At 44.9% G+C, this 22,385-nt stretch carries 20 protein-coding genes; 10 read left to right on the top strand and 10 right to left on the bottom strand.

Features of this window, described 5'->3' with window-relative positions; genetic code table 11:
• The first annotated feature begins 135 nt into the window (after window positions 1-135).
• Both R7Q46_RS05850 and R7Q46_RS05845 read left to right on the top strand, forming a co-directional pair.
• Window positions 136-1,041 (top strand): manganese-dependent inorganic pyrophosphatase, encoded by a 906-nt coding sequence (locus tag R7Q46_RS05850; protein ID WP_005378131.1) that lies wholly within the window; start codon window positions 136-138, stop codon window positions 1,039-1,041.
• Window positions 1,042-1,109: 68 nt separating this feature from the next.
• Window positions 1,110-1,499: a DUF2750 domain-containing protein gene (locus tag R7Q46_RS05845; protein WP_005378129.1), complete on the top strand. Its 390-nt coding sequence runs from the start codon at window positions 1,110-1,112 to the stop codon at window positions 1,497-1,499.
• 82 nt (window positions 1,500-1,581) lie between these two features.
• Here R7Q46_RS05845 and R7Q46_RS05840 read toward each other — a convergent pair whose 3' ends face one another.
• The 6 genes from R7Q46_RS05840 to pspF form a co-directional block, all read right to left on the bottom strand.
• Window positions 1,582-2,373 (bottom strand): ATP-binding cassette domain-containing protein, encoded by a 792-nt coding sequence (locus R7Q46_RS05840; protein WP_005393308.1) that lies wholly within the window; start codon window positions 2,371-2,373, stop codon window positions 1,582-1,584.
• Complete coding sequence (locus R7Q46_RS05835) at window positions 2,370-3,365, bottom strand: oligopeptide/dipeptide ABC transporter ATP-binding protein (RefSeq protein WP_005378126.1); 996 nt, start codon at window positions 3,363-3,365, stop codon at window positions 2,370-2,372. The genes R7Q46_RS05840 and R7Q46_RS05835 overlap by 4 nt, the downstream gene beginning before the upstream one ends.
• Entirely contained in the window at window positions 3,365-4,252 is an 888-nt protein-coding gene (locus R7Q46_RS05830; RefSeq protein ID WP_167415128.1) for an ABC transporter permease subunit, read from the bottom strand. Before R7Q46_RS05830 ends, R7Q46_RS05835 begins: the two co-directional genes overlap by 1 nt.
• Window positions 4,239-5,201 (bottom strand): ABC transporter permease, encoded by a 963-nt coding sequence (locus R7Q46_RS05825; RefSeq protein WP_005378122.1) that lies wholly within the window; start codon window positions 5,199-5,201, stop codon window positions 4,239-4,241. Before R7Q46_RS05825 ends, R7Q46_RS05830 begins: the two co-directional genes overlap by 14 nt.
• On the bottom strand, window positions 5,201-6,820 hold the full coding sequence (gene sapA / locus R7Q46_RS05820; RefSeq protein WP_005378121.1) for an ABC transporter substrate-binding protein SapA: 1,620 nt from the start codon (window positions 6,818-6,820) through the stop codon (window positions 5,201-5,203). The genes R7Q46_RS05825 and sapA overlap by 1 nt, the downstream gene beginning before the upstream one ends.
• Before the next feature lie 205 nt (window positions 6,821-7,025).
• On the bottom strand, window positions 7,026-8,030 hold the full coding sequence (gene pspF, locus R7Q46_RS05815; RefSeq protein WP_005378120.1) for a phage shock protein operon transcriptional activator: 1,005 nt from the start codon (window positions 8,028-8,030) through the stop codon (window positions 7,026-7,028).
• Between the two features lie 232 nt (window positions 8,031-8,262).
• On the opposite strand from pspF, the gene pspA reads away from it, so the two are divergent.
• From pspA to R7Q46_RS05780, 7 genes are all read left to right on the top strand, one after another.
• A complete protein-coding gene (pspA, locus tag R7Q46_RS05810; protein WP_005378119.1) occupies window positions 8,263-8,934 on the top strand; it encodes a phage shock protein PspA in 672 nt (223 codons plus the stop codon).
• A 14-nt stretch (window positions 8,935-8,948) separates the two neighbouring features.
• Window positions 8,949-9,182 carry an envelope stress response membrane protein PspB gene (pspB, locus tag R7Q46_RS05805; protein WP_005378117.1) on the top strand — a complete coding sequence of 78 codons (234 nt, stop codon included), beginning with the start codon at window positions 8,949-8,951 and terminating at the stop codon, window positions 9,180-9,182.
• On the top strand, window positions 9,175-9,564 hold the full coding sequence (pspC, locus tag R7Q46_RS05800) for an envelope stress response membrane protein PspC (protein WP_025766867.1): 390 nt from the start codon (window positions 9,175-9,177) through the stop codon (window positions 9,562-9,564). The genes pspB and pspC overlap by 8 nt, the downstream gene beginning before the upstream one ends.
• A 161-nt stretch (window positions 9,565-9,725) precedes the next feature.
• Window positions 9,726-10,757, top strand: a complete 1,032-nt coding sequence (locus R7Q46_RS05795; RefSeq protein WP_054577943.1) for an efflux RND transporter periplasmic adaptor subunit — start codon at window positions 9,726-9,728, stop codon at window positions 10,755-10,757.
• A gap of 1 nt (window position 10,758) precedes the next feature.
• On the top strand, window positions 10,759-11,856 hold the full coding sequence (locus R7Q46_RS05790) for an efflux RND transporter periplasmic adaptor subunit (protein ID WP_205460897.1): 1,098 nt from the start codon (window positions 10,759-10,761) through the stop codon (window positions 11,854-11,856).
• The gene (vmeI, locus tag R7Q46_RS05785; protein ID WP_005387638.1) at window positions 11,853-14,963 is read left to right on the top strand and encodes an efflux RND transporter permease subunit VmeI; all 3,111 of its coding nucleotides are present in this window, start codon (window positions 11,853-11,855) and stop codon (window positions 14,961-14,963) included. Before R7Q46_RS05790 ends, vmeI begins: the two co-directional genes overlap by 4 nt.
• 72 nt (window positions 14,964-15,035) lie before the next feature.
• Window positions 15,036-15,602, top strand: coding sequence for a DNA-3-methyladenine glycosylase I (locus tag R7Q46_RS05780; protein ID WP_213871570.1), 567 nt, complete (start codon window positions 15,036-15,038; stop codon window positions 15,600-15,602).
• Between the two features lie 24 nt (window positions 15,603-15,626).
• On the opposite strand, the gene R7Q46_RS05775 is transcribed toward R7Q46_RS05780, so the two are convergent.
• The 4 genes from R7Q46_RS05775 to cls form a co-directional block, all read right to left on the bottom strand.
• A complete protein-coding gene (locus R7Q46_RS05775) occupies window positions 15,627-16,487 on the bottom strand; it encodes a lipase secretion chaperone (protein WP_225495554.1) in 861 nt (286 codons plus the stop codon).
• 12 nt (window positions 16,488-16,499) lie between these two features.
• Window positions 16,500-17,405 (bottom strand): esterase/lipase family protein, encoded by a 906-nt coding sequence (locus tag R7Q46_RS05770; RefSeq protein WP_017820863.1) that lies wholly within the window; start codon window positions 17,403-17,405, stop codon window positions 16,500-16,502.
• 248 nt (window positions 17,406-17,653) lie between these two features.
• Window positions 17,654-18,859 (bottom strand): cystathionine beta-lyase, encoded by a 1,206-nt coding sequence (locus tag R7Q46_RS05765; RefSeq protein WP_042522027.1) that lies wholly within the window; start codon window positions 18,857-18,859, stop codon window positions 17,654-17,656.
• A 211-nt stretch (window positions 18,860-19,070) separates the two neighbouring features.
• Window positions 19,071-20,525 (bottom strand): cardiolipin synthase, encoded by a 1,455-nt coding sequence (cls, locus tag R7Q46_RS05760; protein ID WP_005378105.1) that lies wholly within the window; start codon window positions 20,523-20,525, stop codon window positions 19,071-19,073.
• A 430-nt stretch (window positions 20,526-20,955) separates the two neighbouring features.
• On the opposite strand from cls, the gene R7Q46_RS05755 reads away from it, so the two are divergent.
• The gene (locus R7Q46_RS05755) at window positions 20,956-22,326 is read left to right on the top strand and encodes a sodium-dependent transporter (RefSeq protein ID WP_042522154.1); all 1,371 of its coding nucleotides are present in this window, start codon (window positions 20,956-20,958) and stop codon (window positions 22,324-22,326) included.
• Window positions 22,327-22,385 lie beyond the last annotated feature (59 nt).

The raw sequence follows: 22,385 nt of genomic DNA, 5'->3' as shown, positions 1-22,385 counted from the left end.
TATTCGCAATAGCATTGTGAACTTTTCTTCGTGTCAAACTCTCTGAAATCAGGTAAAGTATCGGCCTTTGTGAGCAAACACGCCCTAATTAACTGTATTAGGCGGCGTATAAAATTGACTTGAATAGGAAGAAACATGATTCTAGTTGTAGGTCATAAGAACCCAGACAGTGACAGTATTTGTAGTGCACTCGTTGCAACTGAACTTCTAAAAGCGCGTGGCGTTGAAGCTATGCCAATTCGCCAAGGCGAAATCAACCGTGAAACTCAGCACATCCTAGAAGTTGCTGGCGCTGAAGTTCCTGAGCTTCGCACATCAGTTGCGGGTGAGACCGTTTGGCTAGTAGATTACTCAGATCTAGCACAAGCACCAGACGATATCGCAGAAGCTGAAATTGCGGGTATTGTTGACCACCACCGCCTAGGTGACGTGATGACAGTAAACCCAATGGAAGCATGGATCTGGCCTGTTGGTTGTACCAACACTGTTCTATTCAACATGTTCAAGATTGAAGGTCACGCGATTACTCCAAAAATCGCTAAGCTAATGATGTCAGCAATTCTATCTGACACAGTAGGCTTTGCTTCTCCAACTTGTACACAAAAAGACAAAGATGCCGTTGCTGAGCTAGCGGTAATCGCAGACGTACAAGATGTTGACGCATTCACTAAAGATCTTCTAATTGCTAAGACAAACATCGAAGGTCTATCAGCGGCTGAGCTTGTTGAGAAAGACCTTAAAGGTTACCCATTCAACGGTCGTGACGTAGTGGTTGGTCAGGTTGAACTTGCAACTCTTGAGCAAGTTGACGGTATGATCGAAGCACTAGAAGCAGACCTAGAATCTCGTTGTGAGAAAGATAACCTAGCGTTCGCTGCTGTAATGCTAACAGACATCACGACTGCTCAAACTCGTCTTCTATACAAAGGTGAGTGGGCTGAGAAGCTTGTTAAGCACGAAAAAGACGGCATGCTAATGATGGAAAACACGCTAAGCCGTAAGAAGCAAGGTTGGCCTTGGCTTCAAACTGAGCTAGCTTAATTTTCTAGCATATACTTTAAATGCCCGCCTAGCTGCGGGCATTTTTCTATGGGAAATAGGAGACGAATATGTCTGAGCAACTGACCCAAGAGCAGATGGATACCATTAATCGCTACAATGAAGAGCAACGTTTAAAGTACTGCGTAAAAGAGATTGTGGCGAATCGTAAGGTTTGGATTCTGAAAGACGAACATGGCTGTGTCATGTTAAATACAGAAGATGATGATTGTGTACCAGTATGGCCAAACGAAGAGTTTGCTTTGCAATGGGCGAATGGTGATTGGGAAGATTGCGAGCCAGAAGCGATCTCTTTAAACAAGTGGCACAGCCGTTGGACCTCTGGTCTAGAGGATGACGAGCTATCGATTGTTGTATTCCCAAATCAAAATGAAGAAGGGGTCGTATTGTTTCCTGACGAGTTTGATTTTGAACTACGCAAACAAGCGAGCCGCCGTTAGTTTTTTGATTAGTCCCCATGCAATAAAGAAGCCTGCGTTAAAGCAGGCTTCTTTACATTTGCACGATTACATTTTTGATAAGCTATTTTGTTTGATGGCTTGGCGCTTTATAAAAGTGGCTTTCGACTAGTCTTTGAGTAATAGGATGCTCGGGATGAGTCAGTACTTGGTTGGTCTCGCCAAACTCGACCACTTCACCTTCATGCATCACCATCACTTTATCAGTAATATGCTTAACAATGCCAATGTGCTGAGACACGTACACAAATGACAATCCCATCTCTTCTTGCAACTCGAGGAATAAGTTAATGATCTGCGAGCGCATTGCCATATCCAAACCGTTTAACGCCTCATCAGCGACAATGATGGAAGGTTGAAGAATAAGTGCACGAGCCAAACACACGCGCTGTTTTTGACCGGCAGCTAGCATTTGTGGATAAAAATAGGCGTGCTCAGGCAGCAATCCTACGCGGAGCAGGGTGTTCTTTACACGCTGCATGCGTGCATCTGGCGGCATGTTGGTATTTCGCTTTAGCGGACCTTCTAAAATACGACCAATCTGGATTCGTGGGTTTAACGATGTGTTTGGATCTTGGAAAATCATGCGGATGAGCTTGCAGCGTGTCGCGTAATCTTTGTGCTCCAATCGTTCGCCATTCACACGGATCTCTCCGGAGCTTGGTTCAACAACGCCAGCAAGCATACGAGCTAGTGTGGATTTTCCTGACCCGTTTTGACCAATAAAACCAATAGTTTGTCCTGGCTCTAAAGTAAAGCTTACCGGTTTAACTGCCTCATTAACCTGACGTTTGAACAGACGGGAGCGCGTAACAAATTGCTTCGATAAATTATCGACTTCAAGTAACGCACTCATGACTTTTTCTCCGTGTTCAATGGAAAGTGACAGTTAAATTTATGATTCTTAATTCGTCTGGTGTGTGGAATTTCTACACATTGTTTCTGCGCATACGGGCAACGTGGTCCGAGGCGACAACCGATAGGCAGATGCTGCAATGGCGGAATCGAGCCCGGTAGGGATTGGAGTTTTTGCTTGTGTGGTACCCAATCATTAAAGTCTGGCATCGCTTTAAGCAAGGCATCTGTATACGGGTGCTTGGGTGCCGCAATGATTTTACTGGTATCGGCAGACTCTACCGACTGACCACAATACATTACCGTAATACGTCCTGCCCACTGTGTTATGGTCGCTAAGTCGTGGCCGATAAGCAGAATGGTTGTGTTATTAAGTTGGTTCATGCGGCTCAACAGACGCAAAATTTGCGATTGGGTAATCGGGTCTAAGTCGTTGGTTGGCTCATCTGCGATCAGCAACTTTGGTTTGGTCGCTATCGCCATGGCAATCATGACTTTTTGACACTCACCATCAGTCAGTTCATAAGGGTAGCTACCCATTAAACGCTTGTGATCTTTAATACCCACTTTATGCAAAAGCGCGATGGCCTGTTTTTTACGCCATTTAAATCGCTCCCACCATTTCCCTTCAAATGCGCGAGATGGAATGGATTCAATCAATTGACGCCCGACTTCCTCTGAAGGGTCAAGACAAGTTGAAGGCTCTTGGAAAATCATCGCAATATCACGAGCAATGACGCGCCGACGCTCTTTTGGCGTAAGCTGAAGCAAGTCAATATTGCCAAGGCGCATACGGTCAGCGGTGATGCGCCAGTTATCTTTACTCACACCGACAATCGCTTTTGCAACTAAGCTTTTCCCTGAACCAGACTCACCTACAAGACCACGAATTTCGCCTTCGTTCAAAGTTAGGCTCATTCGGTCAACGGCTTTGACCAACCCTTGAGGTGTTTCGATCTCAATGGTCAAATGTCGAATATCTAACAACGGCATTATTCGATCCCCGCATTAAGCGCTTGACGTACACCTTCACCTACTAAGTTTAGGGTAATAACAGTAAACATGATGGTCAGGCCGGGTAGGGTCACTGTCCAAGGTGCAATATAAATAAGCTCGACAGAGTCACCTAATATTGCTCCCCACTCGGTGCTTGGTGCCTGTGCGCCTAGGCCAAGAAAACCCAGTGCCGTAATATCTAAAATCGCAGCAGAGAGCGCGAGTGTGATTTCAGCGGCAATGACCGTCAGAATGTTAGGAAGAATTGAACTCCACAGTAAGTAGAAATCATTAGCGCCATCAAGGCGTGCTGCCATTATGTAGTCTTTTTCAACTTCGGTGTGGACTGCGATATAAATGGAGCGAATAAAACGCGGAATCAAAGCCAAGCAGATTGCGAGTAAAATATTGAACCCACCAAAGCCTAGAAATGCCACAAAAATGATTGCTAATAAGAGGGACGGGATCGACATGACGGTATCGAGCAAGTGGTTGAGAGTACTCGACAGTAAGCCTTTCGTCATACCTGCCAATACGCCAATTAAACAGCCTACAACGGCAGCAATTGCGGTGATGGCGACAGCAGCGCCAAATGTCAGCTGAGAGCCCATAATCAGGCGCGAAAGAATATCTCTACCTAAGTCATCGGTCCCCAAAAAGTAATCAACCGTTCCTGCTGGAGCCCATGATGGCGGCACAAGCAACTCACCTGACTGTGCTTGGGCGTCAAATGGTGCAAGTAGGGGGGCAAAAATGGTAATAAGGACGATAAACACCAAGCACCACAAGCCAAACATGGCTAGTCCGTTGGCGCGGTAGCTTCGCCAAAAACGCTCAAACTGTGTTGGAATGCGCTCTTCCTGATAAACGTTATTTGTTAGCATACCATTCCTTTCGAACTAAAGGGTTAATCATCGCGCCAATCAAATCCGAGAGTATGTTAGCGGTAAGAACCAAAGTCGCAAGTACCATCACGCCAGCTTGGATAGATGCATAGTCTTGGCTTGCTAGCGCATCTAAAAGCCAACGACCAATACCTGGCCAGTTAAAAATAGACTCCGTGATGATAGCTAAGGTAATCATACTCGAAAGTTGAACACCAACCTTGGGAATGATAGGCGGTATCGCATTCCGCAATACATGTTGAGTTACGATTTCGCGGTTAGAAAGACCTTTGATTCTCGCTGCACGGATGTAGTTTTGGCTCATCACTTCCGCTACCGAGGAGCGCATTAGTCCGACAACCTGGGTGGTTGGAGCCAAAGCAAGCACCAAACATGGCAGCACCATATGCTCAATAACGCTTTGCAGTGCGTGAGCGCGGTATTCGCCTTTCGCCATGAATGCGTCGATAATGGCAAACCCGGTTACATGATCAATTTCGTAAAGTAAATCATACCGTCCCGCAACGGGAAATAGTTGGTATTCCAATGAAAAGACCATGATAAGTAGCAGAGCTACCCAAAAGATTGGGGCGGAATAACCAGACATTGACATGAATGAAATGCTGGTATCGAGCCATTTACCTTGCTTCATCCCAGCCACGGTTCCAAGTGGAATACCGATCAAAAGGGACACCAAAAAGGCAAAGAAACACAATTCCAAAGTGGCTGGGAATACAACGGCGAGCTCGTCATAAATCGCGTTGCCGTTTTTACTTATGCCAAAATCAAGCTGAGAAAGGTTGATTAAGTAAGTTTGCCAACCAGACCAAAAATCAACGTTTGCCCAGTGCGAGAGAGGGTCAAGGCGCAGCAGAGAAAAACCCACTAATGTAAGGATCATCAAAGTGATGATAAATAGGTTAAAGCGTCGAACGGTATACCAAAACATCAGTGAATTCTCTCAACTCTATCAAACGGTTGGGCATTGAAAGGGCTTGATTTGAAGCCTGTCAGCGATTTGTCGTGCACACGGAACTGCACGCCATGCGCCAGAGGAATAACCGGGAACTCTTGATTCAAAATGTTCTGTGCTTGGCGATATAGGTTCAAACGGTAACGCGGTTCTTGAGTTTCTAAAGCCAAATCGAGCAAGAAATCGAAGTCATCGTTACACCACATGGACACGTTAAGGCCAACGCGGTCAGACTCGCAAGATAATAAAGGGCGGAAAAAGTTGTCAGGATCCCCGGTATCACCAATCCAACCAGTTAAAAGTAAATCGATATCGTTGATGTTCTCCAAATCCACACGTTCAAACCTATCATCGGTAAGTAGCGTTAATTTAACCCCAATATCGGCAAAATTCGCTTGGATTAGCTCTGCGGTCTTGCGAGGGCTTGGGTTAAAAGCACGTGGTTCAAGTGGTACCCACATGGTCAATTCTAGGCCGTCTTCGTAGCCTGCATCTCGAAGTAGTGCCAATGCATAATTCCGGTCATAACGAATTTTTACGCTGTCTTTTTGATAAGCCCATGAATTAGGTGGTAGCAAGGTATAAGCTTGGGAGCCAGTTCCGTAGTAAACCGAATCTAAAATATTTTGACGGTTGATCGCTAAGTTAAGAGCTTGGCGAACTCGAGCATCACTCAGCGCGGTGGTTTCTGTGTTTATCGCAATAAAGGAAACGTTGTTAGCTGGTGTAGCCGTCAGCTCAAGGTTGTCATTTTCTTGAATGACAGGTATTTGGCTCGAAATAGGTGAAGAGAGTACGTCACACTCGTTTCTTAAAAGTTTAGCTAATGTACCCGTGCCTCTGTGAGATATATCGAATACAACTTGTTCCATTTTTGCTGGTGACTTCCAGTAATTAGAATGACGCTCTAATCGAATCAAGTCGTTCACTTGGTATTCTTTTAATTGATAAGGGCCAGTACCGATAGGAAGTTGGTCGATTTCTTCTTTATGATCTTTTGCAGCCAATTGCTGTCCATACTCCGCAGACAAGATAACCGCATGGCTGGTGGCAATATTGGCCAAGAAAGAAAAGTTTGGCTGAGATAACGTAAACCTTACCGTATGCTCATCTATTGCAACCACGTCTTGGAGTAGGTTTTGAAAATCTAACCCTGCAAACCATGGATAAAAACCACCACCTACTTGGTGAAAAGGATGGTCTACATCGATGATTCGCTTGAAGCTAAATACCACATCTTTTGCATTCAATGGGCGAGTGGGTGCGAACCAAGGCGTGGTTTGGAATTGAACACCACGTTTAAGCTTAAACGTGTATTCCGTCCCTGATTCATTTACTGACCAACTCTCGGCGATGCTTGCCACGGGCTGATGTGATTTAGGATCGAGCGTGAGCAGCGTATCGTACAGCTGCGGGCTCAGAGCCTCTGCGGTAATACCGCTATCAATAAGCTGAGGGTTAAACGTGGTCGGCTTACCTTGCCCGCAAAACACAAAGCCAGCTTTGCGAATATCATTGTGGTCAATTTCATCGCCACAAGCGGTCAGTAGGCTAATCCCAATAAGGCTCAGCGATAATCTTATAAAAGCATTCATAATATGAAATGTTCATTGGATCTTGCTCGTTTCGTTTGATCTTACTCTTTCAAAGCTAACAAGCGAAAATGATCTCGCTAATTTATCACCTTTGTGAACTCGCTCCAAACATAAAATCCATACACTGTAAGGTGTTATGCCATAAATGCATGCGAATTAGAGCGCAGTCACTAGCTCGTGTATTGATTGAGTACTCTCGGTCAAGTTAGCTTTGTCCGACCAAGCCATATTTTCTAACCATCCCTCGTAATTGGTGATAGCTCAAGCCAAGTAGCTCGGCTGCTTGTCGTTGATTAAACTTGGCTTCTTCCAATGCACGATTGAGTAAATGGATATCTTGTTCCTCTTGCCATTGTTTATAGTCTAGAGGGAATTGGATGGTGTTGCTTGATGCTTCCTCTTCTTGTTCTGCTTGTGTTGCACTATGGCCAAGCGCGCTGTGCCAAACCGTTTCAAAAGGATTGAAAATCAGCTCATCAATTGGGTGAGCATTCAGACCATGTTGGTAAATCGCACGTTCAATCACGTTTTTTAGTTCGCGGACGTTACCGGGCCATTCATATTCAATAAGCGACTGCTGCGCTTTTGGGGTAAAACCGACAAAGTATTCCAGTTGCAGTTCACGACACATTTTCATCGCGTAGTGCTCTGCTAAAGAGAGAATGTCTTCTTTGCGCTCGCGAAGAGGCGGTAACATAATGACATCGAAGGCTAGCCTGTCGAGCAGATCTGCACGAAAATCACCTTGCTCTGCCAATTTTGGTAGGTCGGCATTGGTTGCACAAACAAGTCGAACATCCGCATTGAGAGCGGTATGACCGCCAACTCGCTCATATTCACCATATTCAATGACACGTAATAGCTTTTCTTGAACTAAAAGTGGTGCGGTTGCCAGTTCGTCAAGAAACAAAGTGCCGCCCTCGGCACGCTCGAAACGCCCTTTATGCTTACCTTTAGAGCCCGTGAAGGAGCCGGATTCATGTCCAAACAATTCGGAATCTATTAGCCCTTCGCTTAATGTCGCACAGTTGAGTGATAGTAGTGGTTTATCCCAACGCCTTGATAAATAATGCAAACGCTGAGCGATGAGCTCTTTACCCGTACCTCGTTCACCAATGATGAGGACAGGGCGCTCAATGGGTGCAAGTTGTGATACTTTATCTAGTACAGCGAGAAAAGCAGGTGATTCACCAATCAGGTTTTGCTTCATAAAGTCCTTCTTATTTAACAGCCGAGCCATGATTCAGGGATAGAGTTGGTAAATTTCACCAACAGTTGGTGAAAAACATCATAGCACAATAGTGTGTAACGACAACAAAATGAATAACACTCTGATTTAAAAGAAAATTATAAGTTGGCACGTTACTTGTTATATATTCAGGGAGACACAAGGTTAATCACCACCTTGTCGAGTTTTAATAGGAAAAAAGAGGAGTTCCGTTATGGGTATTTTTTCTCGATTTGCAGATATCGTTAACTCAAACATCAGTGCATTACTGGACAAGGCGGAAGATCCTGAAAAAATGATCCGTCTTATCATTCAAGAAATGGAAGACACACTTGTTGAAGTGCGTACTAACTCGGCTAAAGCGATTGCAGACAAGAAAGAGTTGGCTCGTAAGGTTGAAACGTTAGAAGAGCAAATTGGCGAATGGGGCCAAAAAGCGAGCTTAGCATTAGTTAAAGAGCGTGAAGATCTAGCTCGTGCAGCGTTAATTGAAAAGCAAAAGCTAGAGCAAGTGATTAAGGGCCTCCACACTGAGCAAACCTTAGTGGAAGAAACGATCGATAAGCTTACTGGCGAGATTGGTAAGTTGGAAAGCAAAATTGCTGAAACGCGCGCAAAACAGCAAGCACTAGCAATTCGTAACCAAACTGCATCTAACCGTCGTGATGTGCAAAAACACCTGCACACTAGCCGTACTAATGAAGCGATGGCGAAATTTGAGCAGTACTCACGTAAAGTGGATGAAATGGAAGCGGAAGCAGACTTGTATGCTCAAACTGGTAATGCTAAATCGCTAGAACAAGAGTTTGCAGAGTTGCAGGCACAAGACGAAATTGAAAAAGAGTTGGCAAAACTGAAAGAACAGATGTCATCGAAAGATAAATAAGAAAGGAGCCATTTATGTCGGCATTTTTTATAGCAGGACCAGTGATTGTCTTTTTAATCTTTGTCGCTCCACTATGGCTCTTCTTACACTATCGCAGCAAACGCAAAACAGATAGTGCACTGTCGAGCCAAGATTTAGAGCGCCTTCAGGTACTATCTGAAAAAGCGGAAGCGATGCAGTCCCGAGTTGATACATTGGAGCGCATCTTGGATGCTGAGTCACCAACATGGAGACGAAAGTATGAATAATCGAGAACTGTATCGTGATCCAGTAAATGGCAAAATCTCCGGTGTTTGCGCCGGAATTGCCAACTACTTTGGTGCAGAAGTTTGGTTGATTCGTATTGTAGTGATTTCTGCAGCGCTGTTAGGTGGTACGTTTTTGGTATTGTTAGCGTACATCGCGATGGCGTTTATGTTAGAAAAGCAACCAGTAACGTATTCTGAAAATATCAGAGCTCAGCAAGAGCATACGCTCAAAAGTAAGCCTTGGCAGAAAGGGCAAAGCCCTGATCAACTGCTCAGTGTGTTGGAAAGGGATTTTGACCGTCTTGATGGCAAAATTCGTAACATGGAAGCTTATGTTACGTCTGATACATATAGGGTGAACAGAGAATTCAGTAAGCTCTAGGCATTTTGTATCCAAAGAAGATTTAACTGAAGCAGGCATAAAGCCTGCTTTTTTATCACAAATTACTAATTTTAAAGCACTATTAATCTTTTCTGCTCTGGAAGTTCGTTCAAAATTCATCTACTTTAAAAATAATCCCCCAATTTTTATGGATGAATGTAATGAGAAAATTGCTCATTCCTATTGCCATCTCGGCTGTCTTGTCGGGGTGCGGTAAAGAACTTCCTCCTGTTCCTGAACCTGAATCGCGCCCTGCGAAGCTATTTACAGTATCTGTTGGCAATGCCCAGTTTGAGCGACATTTTCCTGCCACGACGGAAGCTGGCGATAGAGCAGTACTGACATTTCGAGTTCCTGGGCTTCTTCAAACGATAGAAGTGAATGAAGGTCAAGTCGTCAGTAAAGGTGATGTTTTGGCGTCATTAAACCCAGATGAATATTCTCTGCTCGAACAGCAAGCTCGGGCAAATTTTTTGCTCGCAGATGTGCAATACAAGCGATACCAAAAGCTACGTAAAGACCAAGTAGTATCTGAGCAAGATTTTGATGAGGCAAAAGCGAATCACAACTCGGCAAAAGCTCAATGGAATCAAGCAAAGGCAAACTTAAGGTATACCAAACTTGTCGCGCCATATGATGGCACCATTTCGTACATTCCAGCAGAAAACCATGAATATGTTGCCGCGAAAGAAGGGGTGATGAATATTCAGTCCAACCAACTCCTCAAAGTGATATTCCAAATCCCAGACTATCTTCTAAATCGTTACACGCAGGGGAGCGATGTCTCTGCCAGAATGATATTTGATGCGTTCCCCGAGCGAGCCTTTGATTTAACCTTTCAGGAAATCGATACAGAAGCCGATCCTAAAACGGGCAGTTACAAAGTCACGATGGTCATGGAACGGCCAGCAGAAATAGGCCTTTTGCCGGGAATGTCTGGCAATGCTTACCTCCTGTCCAAAAGTGCAGGAGCGACAAAGATTCCTAACTCTGCGCTGCTAGTAGAGAACGGCAAAACATACGTTTGGCGTGTCGATGAGCAAGGCATTGTGTCTAAAGCCGCAATTGAGATGAATGACAAAAATCAAGTGTTAGCCGGGCTTAACGATGGCGACCAAATCATTATCTCGGGTGTCAGTGTAATTGAACCCGGAATTAAGGTAAGAGCGTGGATTAAGGAAAGAGGGTTGTAATATGAAAGGAATCATCTCTCTAGCGACTTTACTTTCAACGCTTTTTCTCGTTGGCTGTGGGGATAAGGCGCCAGAAAAAGAGCTCGAAACGCCACGAGTTAGAGTTACGTCATTAGCGGGAAGCAAGGTGGATGACAACTTGTACTTCCCTGCGGTTGCGAATGCAGCGGATCGCTCTCATTTGAGCTTCAGAGTGGCAGGAGAAGTCAGCAGCATCATGGTAAAAGAGGGCGACAAAGTCACGAAGGGTGATGTTATTGCAACACTAGATCCCACTGACTATGAGTTGGATGTAGATAATGCGAGTGCGCGTTTTTCTGTTGTCGACAGTCAGTATCGCCGCTCACGCCCTTTGGTCGATAAAGGCCTATTAGCTAAGTCTCAGTTTGATGAAATTGCAGCACAACGACAAATCGCCTTAGCTGAGCTTCAGTTAGCCAAACTTCGTCTATCATTTACTGCCTTAAAAGCGCCCGTGGATGGGATTATTTCGCGAGTTAATATCGACCAATTCGAAAATGTTCAAGTCGGACAGCATATCGTTAATATTCACAGCTTGGAGCGAGTCGAAGTGTTGATTCAGCTTCCTGACCGACTCTATGTGAACCAACCGCCAACGGAAGAAAGGCTTACCGCGATCAAAGCATTAGTGCGCGTGCCCAGTGGTAACGAATATAACGCGACGGTAAAAGAATTTACAACCGAACCCGACCCAACAACAGGTACGTTTACTGTCACACTGTCGCTTCCTATGCCGGAAGAAGAGTACATCCTAGATGGGATGGCTGTTGAAGTAACGTCTAAAGACGAGAATGTTGGGCTTGATCTCAACCTAGGAATTAATGTCCCTATCGAAGCCATTTTTAATGCGGATGGTGACGAGCTGGGGCGCGAAAACAAATTTGTTTGGGTACTGAATGACGACAATACGGTATCGCGCAAACAGGTGCGAGCAGGTAAGGCATCTAAAACGTCCATTCAAATCCTTGATGGTCTCATGCTCAAAGACAAAGTTGTGATTGCCGGTGTTTCTCGATTAAGGGATGGCATGAAAGTGGAAGTGATACAGGAAATGGCTACGCAGGAGGCCGGTCTATGAGCGATCTTAATAAATCAGTGCCTCAAAGTGATGATGATGTGACCGGTATTGCTGCGTACTTCATCCGAAATCGCGTCATCAGTTGGATGGTTGCATTGATATTTTTGATTGGTGGTATCGCCGCATTCTTTGGTTTAGGGCGTCTTGAGGACCCTGCTTTTACTATTAAAGATGCGATGGTAGTGACCTCTTACTCTGGTGCGACACCGCAACAAGTCGAAGAAGAAGTGACGTATCCAATCGAAAAAGCGATTCAGCAGCTTACTTATGTTGATGAAGTGAATTCGATTTCTAGCCGAGGCTTATCTCAAATCACGGTCACGATGAAGAACAATTATGGCCCTGATGATCTGCCACAAATCTGGGATGAGTTACGCCGTAAAGTGAACGACCTTAAAGGGACGTTGCCTCCAGGTGTGAATGAACCTCAAGTGATCGATGATTTTGGTGATGTTTACGGGATTTTGTTAGCGGTGACTGGCGACGGTTATAGCTATAAAGAGCTACTGGATTACGTCGATTACTTACGCCGAGAGCTCGAACTGGTTGATGGCGTGAGTAAAGTTTCGGTATCCGGGCAACAGCAAGAACAAGTTTTCATCGAAGTATCGATGAAAAAGCTGAGCAGTATAGGTCTTGCTCCGGATACCGTGTTTAATCTTCTTTCGACGCAAAACGTGGTTTCTGACGCAGGGGCGATCAGAATTGGTGACGAGTACATCAGAATTCAGCCGACTGGCGAGTTCCAGAGTGTGGAGGAGCTGGGTGATTTGTTGATTACTGAGTCGGGCGCTCAGGGGCTCATTTTCTTGAAAGATGTGGCGGAAATAAAACGCGGGTATGTAGAAGTACCGAGTAATATTATTAATTTTAACGGAAGTCTTGCACTAAACGTCGGCGTTTCTTTTGCTGAAGGCGTCAACGTCGTTGAAGTCGGAAAAGCATTTGATCATCGCCTTGCCGAGCTAAAGTACCAACAACCTGTCGGTATCGAAATCTCGGAAATTTACAGTCAGCCTAAAGAGGTGGATAAATCGGTTAGCGGTTTTGTTGTCAGCTTGGCTCAAGCTGTCGGTATCGTCATTATCGTACTTCTGTTCTTTATGGGGCTACGTTCTGGGCTACTTATCGGTTTAATCTTGCTGCTGACGGTGCTGGGTACGTTCATTTTCATGAAGTATCTCGCGATAGATTTACAGCGGATTTCATTAGGTGCCTTGGTTATCGCATTGGGTATGCTGGTGGACAATGCAATCGTCGTGGTTGAGGGGATTTTGATTGGTACTCAAAAAGGGCGAACTCGACTCCAAGCAGCGACCGACATTGTTACCCAAACAAAGTGGCCATTACTTGGGGCAACTGTGATTGCGGTAACTGCATTTGCGCCAATTGGACTGTCTGAAGACTCGACGGGCGAATACTGTGGCACTTTATTTACGGTTCTGCTGATCTCTTTAATGTTGAGCTGGTTTACCGCTATCTCGTTGACACCATTCTTTGCTGATATCTTCTTTAAAGGCCAGAAGATTAAACAAGGTGAAGGGGAAGAAAATGATCCATATAACGGGGTTATTTTCGTTATTTATAAAAAGTTTCTTCAGTTTTGTATGCGTCGTGCTTGGTTTACCGTTGTGGTGCTGATTGCGGGATTAGCGGCAAGTGTTTACGGGTTCACCTTTGTGAAGCAAGCGTTTTTCCCATCTTCGACAACGCCGATTTTTCAGTTAGATGTATGGATGCCAGAAGGAACTGATATTCGAGCAACTAACACAACGCTTAAAGAGTTAGAAAGTTGGTTAGCTAAGCAAGAGCATGTTGACCATATCACGACGACCGCGGGTAAAGGCTTACAGCGCTTCATGTTAACGTACGCGCCAGAGAAAAGTTATGCGGCTTATGGTGAGATAACCACTCGTATGGAAAACTACGAAGCGTTAAAACCATTAATGGCGAAGTTTCGAGAGTATTTAAAAGCCAACTACCCAGAAATCAATTACAAGCTCAAACAGATTGAGTTAGGCCCTGGTGGTGGTGCAAAAATTGAAGCGCGCATTATTGGCTCTGATCCAACCGTCCTTCGTACGATAGCCGCTCAGGTCAAGGACATCATGTACGCCGATCCTCAGGCAACAAATATCAGGCATGATTGGCGTGAACGAACCCAAGTTCTTGAGCCTCAGTTTAATGAGAGTCAGGCACGTCGCTATGGCATTACCAAATCGGACGTCGATGATTTCTTGTCCATGTCATTCTCTGGAATGACGATAGGCTTATACCGAGACGGCACGACGCTCATGCCTATCGTGGCTCGTTTACCAGAAGATGAGCGCATTGATATTCGTAACATCGAAGGCATGAAAATATGGAGTCCAGCACAGAGTGAGTTTATCCCACTTCAACAAGTCACAATGGGTTACGACATGCGTTGGGAGGATCCTATCATCGTACGTAAGAACCGTAAGCGTATGCTCACTGTGATGGCAGACCCTGATATTCTAGGTGAAGAAACCGCATCGACGTTGCAAAAACGTTTACAGCCCCAAATCGAAGCGATTCAAATGCCTCCTGGCTATTCACTAGAGTGGGGTGGTGAATACGAATCTTCTGGTGATGCTCAAGAGTCGCTGTTTACTACCATGCCAATGGGGTACTTGTTCATGTTCTTGATCACTGTATTCCTATTTAACTCTATCAAAGAGCCACTCATTGTTTGGCTTACCGTGCCGCTGGCGTTAATTGGTGTCACTACCGGTTTGTTGGCGCTCAACACGCCGTTTGGTTTTATGGCATTGCTCGGCTTCTTAAGCTTATCGGGAATGGTGCTCAAAAATGGCATCGTATTACTGGACCAAATTGAAATTGAAATGAAGTCCGGTAAAGAGGCTTATGACGCGGTCGTTGATGCTGCGGTAAGTCGCGTCCGTCCCGTTTGTATGGCTGCTATCACGACGATCCTTGGTATGATCCCACTGTTGCCAGATATTTTCTTCAAACCAATGGCGGTTACGATTATGTTTGGTTTGGGTTTTGCGACAGTCCTGACACTGATTGTCGTGCCAGTGTTGTATCGTTTGTTCCATAAAGTGGCAGTACCGAAACAGGCTTAGTGCTACTGATATAACGATGAAAAATATCGCGCCTCTAGCTCATCAGTTAGAGGCGCTTTTTAAGGAAGAATAATGACAGAACAAAAAACGTGTGCGTGGGCGATGAATCACCCATTAGAGCGCGAATATCATGATTCCGAATGGGGCGTGCCAGTATATGACGACCAAGTCCTGTTTGAATTTATTACTTTGGAAGGTGCGCAAGCTGGTCTTAGTTGGATCACCATCCTTAAAAAGCGCGAAGGTTACAGAGAAGCGTTCGAGAACTACGACCTAGATGCGTTGGAACAAAGAAATGAAGAACGCGCTGAATACATCATGGAAAACTTCGATGTTGTGAGGCATCGCGGAAAGATTAACTCGGTTTTCAGTAATGCCAAAGCGGCCAAAGCGTTAATTGCTGAATACGGAAGTTTATCAGACGCGTTGTGGCAGTTCGTGGACGGCGAACCAATCATTAATCAATGGCAACATATGAGTGACGTGCCAGTTTCGACAGAGCAATCCAAAGCCATGAGTAAATTCCTAAAAAAGAAAGGCTTCAAGTTTGTCGGTGAAACCATCTGTTATGCTTTCATGCAAGCCGTCGGCATGGTGGATGACCATATCGTTGGATGTCCTAAAAAGCAGAATAAGTAACGTTTGGCTATTAAGCTAATGTTGTTAGTTCTGGCTATCATGAATACGTTCCAAAGCTTCGATTCGACGCCATTGAGTGGCATCGAAGCTTTGTTTTCTTAAAGCAATGATTTCTGCCTGTTTTTCGTCTTGCCCTAGAAAATCCCTATTCAGAATATTTTGACGCTGCTTTAAGTAAGTGGCGAGTTGAGTCTCAAATGATGCTCTTTGCTCATCAAGCTTTTGCAGCCTCTGCGCTCCGGCATCTCCTACCAGAGCAACACGGGCGATGTACTTATCTTGTGAATCAAGCTGAGAAGCTTGCTCGAGCTGCTCTGCTAATGCGTTATTGCGTTCACTTTCTCGTATGTAATCCGGTTGTTCTGATAACGCTTGATTGAGAAGGTGGGTCTGACTCTCGATATCCGATGCCTGTTTTTTGATCGTCAGCTTTTCTAATGCAAGCTGGCGAAGTCGGTTTTCTTCGTCAAACAATCGGGTTATCTGCACCTCGTTAAAGTATTGAAGCTGTAAGTTCAGTATTGCCTCATTCAGCATGGTTAACTGTTCAAGCGTTAGGTGGTTGTGCTCAAAAGGCTCTAGTGCAGAGAGTGCTCGCTTGTAGGAAAGGTAGGTTTGAAAAAGTTTGGCATCAATATTCAGAGTTTGTTTTGCTAAAGTGTCATCATTGACTTCCGCTTTGATCGTATCGAGATCTTCTTCGCCCAGCCGGCTAAGAGAATATTCGAAGAAGTCTTTTGGGGAAGAGACATCGGCGGCTATATCTTGCTGAGATGGCGAATGGTTAGAGGTTATCTCTTGTTGTTTGTCGCTTTGCAACAGAGAAAGCGCTCCCACGCCAAATATCGAGAGCAGGATAAAAGTGGTGAGAGCGACTTTCTTCATTGTGATTACCTCTTATAAACCTTGAAGTTTGAGACGATTTGCATGTTGGCGATAAAGCGTGACTGGATCGGTTTCAAAAAGATGATGAATACCGAGTAGGCCGTTAATTTCATCCAAATGGTTCATTTGATAATCATCACGTATGACTTTGCCCAAATGTGTGCTGCACGCACCAACTAAGCCATCATTTGGCCCATCAAAGGCTAAGCCAAGTACCATCATGGCAGCATCGGTCGGATCGAAAACGTTTGTAAAAGTGGATGATCCGGTCCATGAGTAGTAATAAACGCCATTTGAAGCCAGCAAGTCACCATTACCACATTCACTGGTAGGGACTCCCTCCGGGTAGTGTTGGTTAAACGCTAATGATCCTTCCGTGGTTAATGCTGCTAGTGAGGCTAAAGGGTCTTGGTCGAGATCAGAACCACCTGATAGAAGATTAATAAGAGTAGTTAAGCCTTGCGCCAGTTTTACCGCGAGCTGCTCACTACCCGAACCCTCAGATACGGTGCCACGAACTAAATCTGCCACTTTAGACCCTTTATTAACGCCTCCTATACTCGTAACTGATGCGACTAGGTCAGGACGGACAGAGGCAACATAGCGCGTTGTTGGACCACCATGACTGTGACCAATGAGATTGACTTTCTCTGCGCCTGTTGCTGCAAGTAAGGTTTCGACTTGAGCAAGCAGTTGCTCCCCTCGAACTTCGCTGCTATTGGTCGCGGATACCTGTGCAACATAAACCGTAGCGCCATCTTTTGTTAAGGAATGTGGTATTCCGAAAAAGTAATCAACGCCTGCCAGGGTATCAAAACCAAACAAACCGTGAACCAGAACAATCGGATACTTGGTTTGGGTATAACCTGTTGCAGCGTATACGGAGGTTATTGGGACGGTAACTAAGGTAAAAAGCATTAGCGCTATAAATTTGAGTTTCAAAACTATCTCCTTGTGGTATGACCTCTTATGAATGATAAAAAGTAGGAGAGAAACTCTAAATTTGGAAAGCCTATTTGTGGCACATTATTTCATTCTGTGACTGCTCAATTGAAAAACAACACAAATGATTAACATTAATTAATGGTTCGGGTGAATGTTAGTTAATTCTAATTAAGTCAGGGGCTTATAAAAACGCCCCGCAATGCAGGGCGATTCAATCATTGTTATAGGGAGGCTTCTTTTTCAAGCATTAAGGCATTATAACGCGCAAAACCAGCCTCTAAATCAGCGATCAAGTCATTTACGTCTTCTAAGCCAATATGAATACGAACCAAAGTACCTTCAAAGTGTGGGTGAGCTACGGTTCTCAGGCTGTTAAAGCTCTTAGGTTCGTTAGCTAGAATGAGGCTTTCATAACCGCCCCAAGAGTAACCCATACTGAAGTGTTTCATACCATCAAGCAGAGCCGTCGTCGCTTTTGGATAAGACGTTTTGAGAACAAATGAAAACAAGCCGTTTCCACCTGTGAAGTCTCGTTTGAAAAACTCATGGCCAGGGCTTGTTTCTAAAGCTGGATGGCGGACATGATCAACTTCTGGGCGAGAAGCGAGCCACTGAGCGACTTTTAAACTGCTTTCTGCGTGCTGTCTTAGGCGAACATCCAACGTGCGAATACCTCGAAGACCTAGGTATGCGTCGTCAGGAGAAACGCACTGACCCATCAGGTAGCTTTGTTCACGAAGCTGATCCCAATACTTTTCAGAAGCCACAGCAGTACCTAGCATGACATCTGAATGTCCAACGATATACTTAGTCGCCGCTTGAATGGAAATGTCTACGCCATGCTCGAAAGGAGAGAAGTTCACGCCAGCTCCCCATGTGTTGTCAAGCATCACGATGATATCTTGCTCGTGGGCAATGCGCGCTAATGTAGGTACATCTTGGACTTCCATGGTTATTGAACCAGGAGATTCCAAGAAAAGGACTTTGGTATTCGGCTGAATCAAGTCTCGGATACCTTCACCGATCATTGGGTCATAATAGGTGGTTTCGATACCCATCTTCTTCATGATGGTGTTACAAAAGTCACGAGTTGGTTCGTAACAAGTGTCCACCATTAGAATGTGATCGCCAGTTTCAACGAAAGAGAGGATGGCGTTTGAAATTGCTGCCGTTCCACAAGGGTAAAGCGCGCAACCAGCTCCACCTTCAATCTCAACCATTGCGTCTTGGAAAGCAAAGTGCGTGTTGGTGCCTCGGCGACCATAAAACAATGTTTTGTTTGCACGATTAATGGTGGCTTGGTTCTTTTCTGCAACGGTATTGAATACCACGGTTGAAGCGCGTTGAACGGGTGGGTTTACAACACCATTTGTCCACTTTTTATCGCGGCCAGCGGTAATGAGTTTGGTTTTTTTTCCCTCTGACATAAAAGTTCCCTGTCTTAAATATTGCGGTTTTGAATATTTAAAACATGGACGACGTAGGTTATGCAAGGGAAAAGTCGACTATCAGCCAATAACAGCCAAGATGAACAGGTAATGATGTCGAGAGGTATCGTGTAGATAAGGAGCTAAAAGAACAAACCTCCAGCAGGATGCATGTAGCGCTGGAGGTTTTTTAGTCGGTGTATTTGAGGTATTAGAGGAGTGGGTTGAAGAGATAGAACACTCGCTCTAAGAACCGAGAAAATAGGCTCCTTTTCTCCCATTCTTCCAATACAACAGTGTGAGATTGCTTAATATAGCTATCTTGTAACCAAGACATTTGCTTGGTGAACTCTTCGTCATCAACGGCGAGGGTCACTTCGAAGTTCAGCCACAAGCTGCGCATATCCATGTTTACGGTGCCAACTAAACAGAATTGGTCGTCAATTACGACAGATTTTGTATGCAGCAAACCACCATAAAACTCATAAATCTTGACCCCTGCACTCAAGAGTTCACTATAAAAAGCGCGTGACGCCCATTGCACCATCATAGAGTCATTTTTATGTGGAATAATGAGTTCAACGTCAATGCCTCGTTGTGCTGTCATCTTTAACGTTTCGAGTAAATCAGCATTGGGCACGAAATATGGTGTTGTGATTCGTACCGAGCGATTGGCTTGGTTTATTGCCAATGTTAATACTTGATAGATCAGATATTCCGGCATACCTGGGCCAGAAGGCACAACCTGAATAGGGTGTTGGAATTCACTCTCATCGATCTTGCATTCAGGTAGTCTTGGTAAATGACGTTCGCCAGTTTCGACTTCCCAATCCCAACAGTGGATGGCACTCAATACGTTTACCGTTGGTCCCGTAATGCGAACCATGATGTCCACCCAATGCCCAACGCCACTATTTTGCTTGAAGTAAGCCGGGTCAACCAAGTTCATTGAACCTGTATAAGCAATTTCATCATCAATTACGATGATCTTGCGATGTTGGCGAAGATCAAGACGACGTAAGAAAATACGCCACATCTTCACTTCTAACGCTTGAATAACTTCAATTCCAGCATCCTGCATCATTCGATACCAAGGACTTCTGAAAAAACGCGGGCTACCTGCTGAATCGAGCAATAGTTTGACATCTACGCCGCGTTTAGCCGCTTGAATAAGCGCAGAAGCCACAGAGTCAGCCAAACCACCTGGATGCCAAATGTAGAATACCATTCGAATACTGCTCTGCGCGTTTTCGATGTCTTCAATAATGGAATGCAAAATCTCATTAGGTGACTGTTGCAGCGACAATGTATTACCGCTCAATGCGGGAAGACCAAGGCGGTTGTTACAAAGTTCATCAATTCGGTAGATGTGCCTTCCCATCGTTTCTGGGTTGTGCGCGTTACAGTCGTTAAGCTGACTGAACCACTTCTCGAATGGTGTAAACATCTCTTTCGCACGTTCGGCTCGCTTTCTGCCTAAGTTCAGTTCACCGAAGAGGAAATAACATGCGACACCCAGAACGGGAAGGATATAAATGATCATTAGCCAAGCTAAAGACACGCTCACTGCACGGCGCTTTAAAACGACACGAATGGTCACACCTGCGACCAGTAACCAATATAGCCCGATGCCAGCTAAAGTAAGAAAGTGATAAAACTTGTCCATATACGCTCAGAGTAATATGCCCTTCTAGGATATTAAGCATAAAAGTGGGTTGGGGGAATAGATTTCCCATTTAGACGTGGGATTGACCTTATATGAGGAACGAATTTCATAACAGCTGATTCTGTTATTTTAATGTGAAAAATAAGGTCATTCTTTAACTTTTGAACAAAAAAGCAGCATTTAACCTGCGTAACTCGACACTTGTGCGATAAATGTACTTTTTTGGGGTTCCAATTTTAAAGGGGAGCTGCTTTACTTTCTAGACATAGTGCGTCGAACGCTTATTTTATAAGTGTACAATAATTTTTACATAAACTTTTTAGACGCCTATCTCTATGCATACACAACAAACTAATTCTGGAGAAAAAGCGTGGCTACAACTAATACAGCAGCACCACGTGATACGTGGGGGTCTAAACTAGGCTTCGTAATGGCAGCAGCGGGTTCCGCTGTCGGTTTAGGCAATATATGGAAATTCCCTTACACAGCAGGTGAGAGTGGCGGCGGTGCATTCGTTGCTATCTATCTTATCTTTGTAATTTTTATCGGCTTTAGCGTGATGCTGACAGAGTTCGCTATTGGTCGTAAGACAGGTCTTTCTGCCGTAGGTGCATTCAAAACAACTGACCGACGCTGGACGTTCACTGGCGTTATGGGAGTCTTCAGTGGTCTTTTGATCATGGGCTTCTACCCAGTGGTTGGTGGTTGGGCATTGGCCTACATCTTTAAAGTGGGCGGTGGTCTACTCAGCGCGCCAGAAGCAATTGGCGACAGTTTTGGCGGTTTCATCTCAGATCCGATTCAACCTTTAATGTGGATGGGTGTTTACCTGTTCCTTAACGTCATGATCGTGATGAAAGGGATTTCGGGTGGTATTGAGAAAGCCGGTAAGGTTCTGATGCCGCTTCTGTTCTTAATCCTAATCGTTGTTTCTGTTAAAGGCTTGATGCTGCCAGGTGCAATGGCTGGCCTTGAGTTCTTATTCATGCCGGACTTTTCTAAAGTCGACAGCAACGTAGTTCTTGCTGCACTAGGGCAGGCGTTCTTCTCACTTAGCTTAGGTATGGGTTGTATGATGACGTACGGTTCTTACCTGAAGAAGAAAGAGAACCTAGTTCAAACAACCGGTATGGTTACAGCGATGGATACTGGTGTAGCGATTCTTGCTGGTGTTGCTATGTTCCCAGCAATGTTTGCCTTTGGCATGGAGCCTGCGGCAGGCCCTGGTCTTGTATTCGTTGTCGTTCCTCAACTATTTGCTGAAATGGGCGGTGTGATTGGGTTGCTATTCGCGTTGCTATTTTTCATCGGCTTGACGGTGGCGGCATTAACTTCTTCAGTATCACTATTGGAAGTTGTCGTGTCTTACCTAATCGATGAGAAAGGCATGAAGCGCTCTAACGCGGTTCTGTCTGCAAGTGCAGTTATGGCGGCATTATGTATTTTTGCGTCACTATCGTTAGGTGGAATGGGGCCAACGCTGTTTGGTACAGGTGCCTTTGATATCTTCGACTTGCTAACGGACAAAATCTTCCTAGCGGTTGGTGGTATGTTGGTTTGTATCTTTGCTGGATGGCGCCTAAGCCGTGCTGAGCTAGAAAAAGAGATCACTAATGACGGCGAAGTATCCTTCCCGTTATTTGGATTGTGGTACAACCTAGTTAAATACCTGATTCCTGTTGCGATTGCTATTGTTGCCTTCATGGGGATTAAGTCTGGCTTTGATAGTGGCAAAGGTGAAATCATGCTGCTGGGTATCGCAATCATTGGTCTTGCTGGCATTTTCTCGAAGAAGCTTTAGCAAAGACCTTGGGGGCAAGCCTCGATAGCTTTGTCCGGTAACTTATGTATACTGCTGGC

It is taken from the genome of Vibrio sp. 811 (assembly GCF_033339195.1).
Note: the sequence above shows the minus strand (reverse complement) of the source record. Positions and strands in the feature narration are given on the sequence as shown.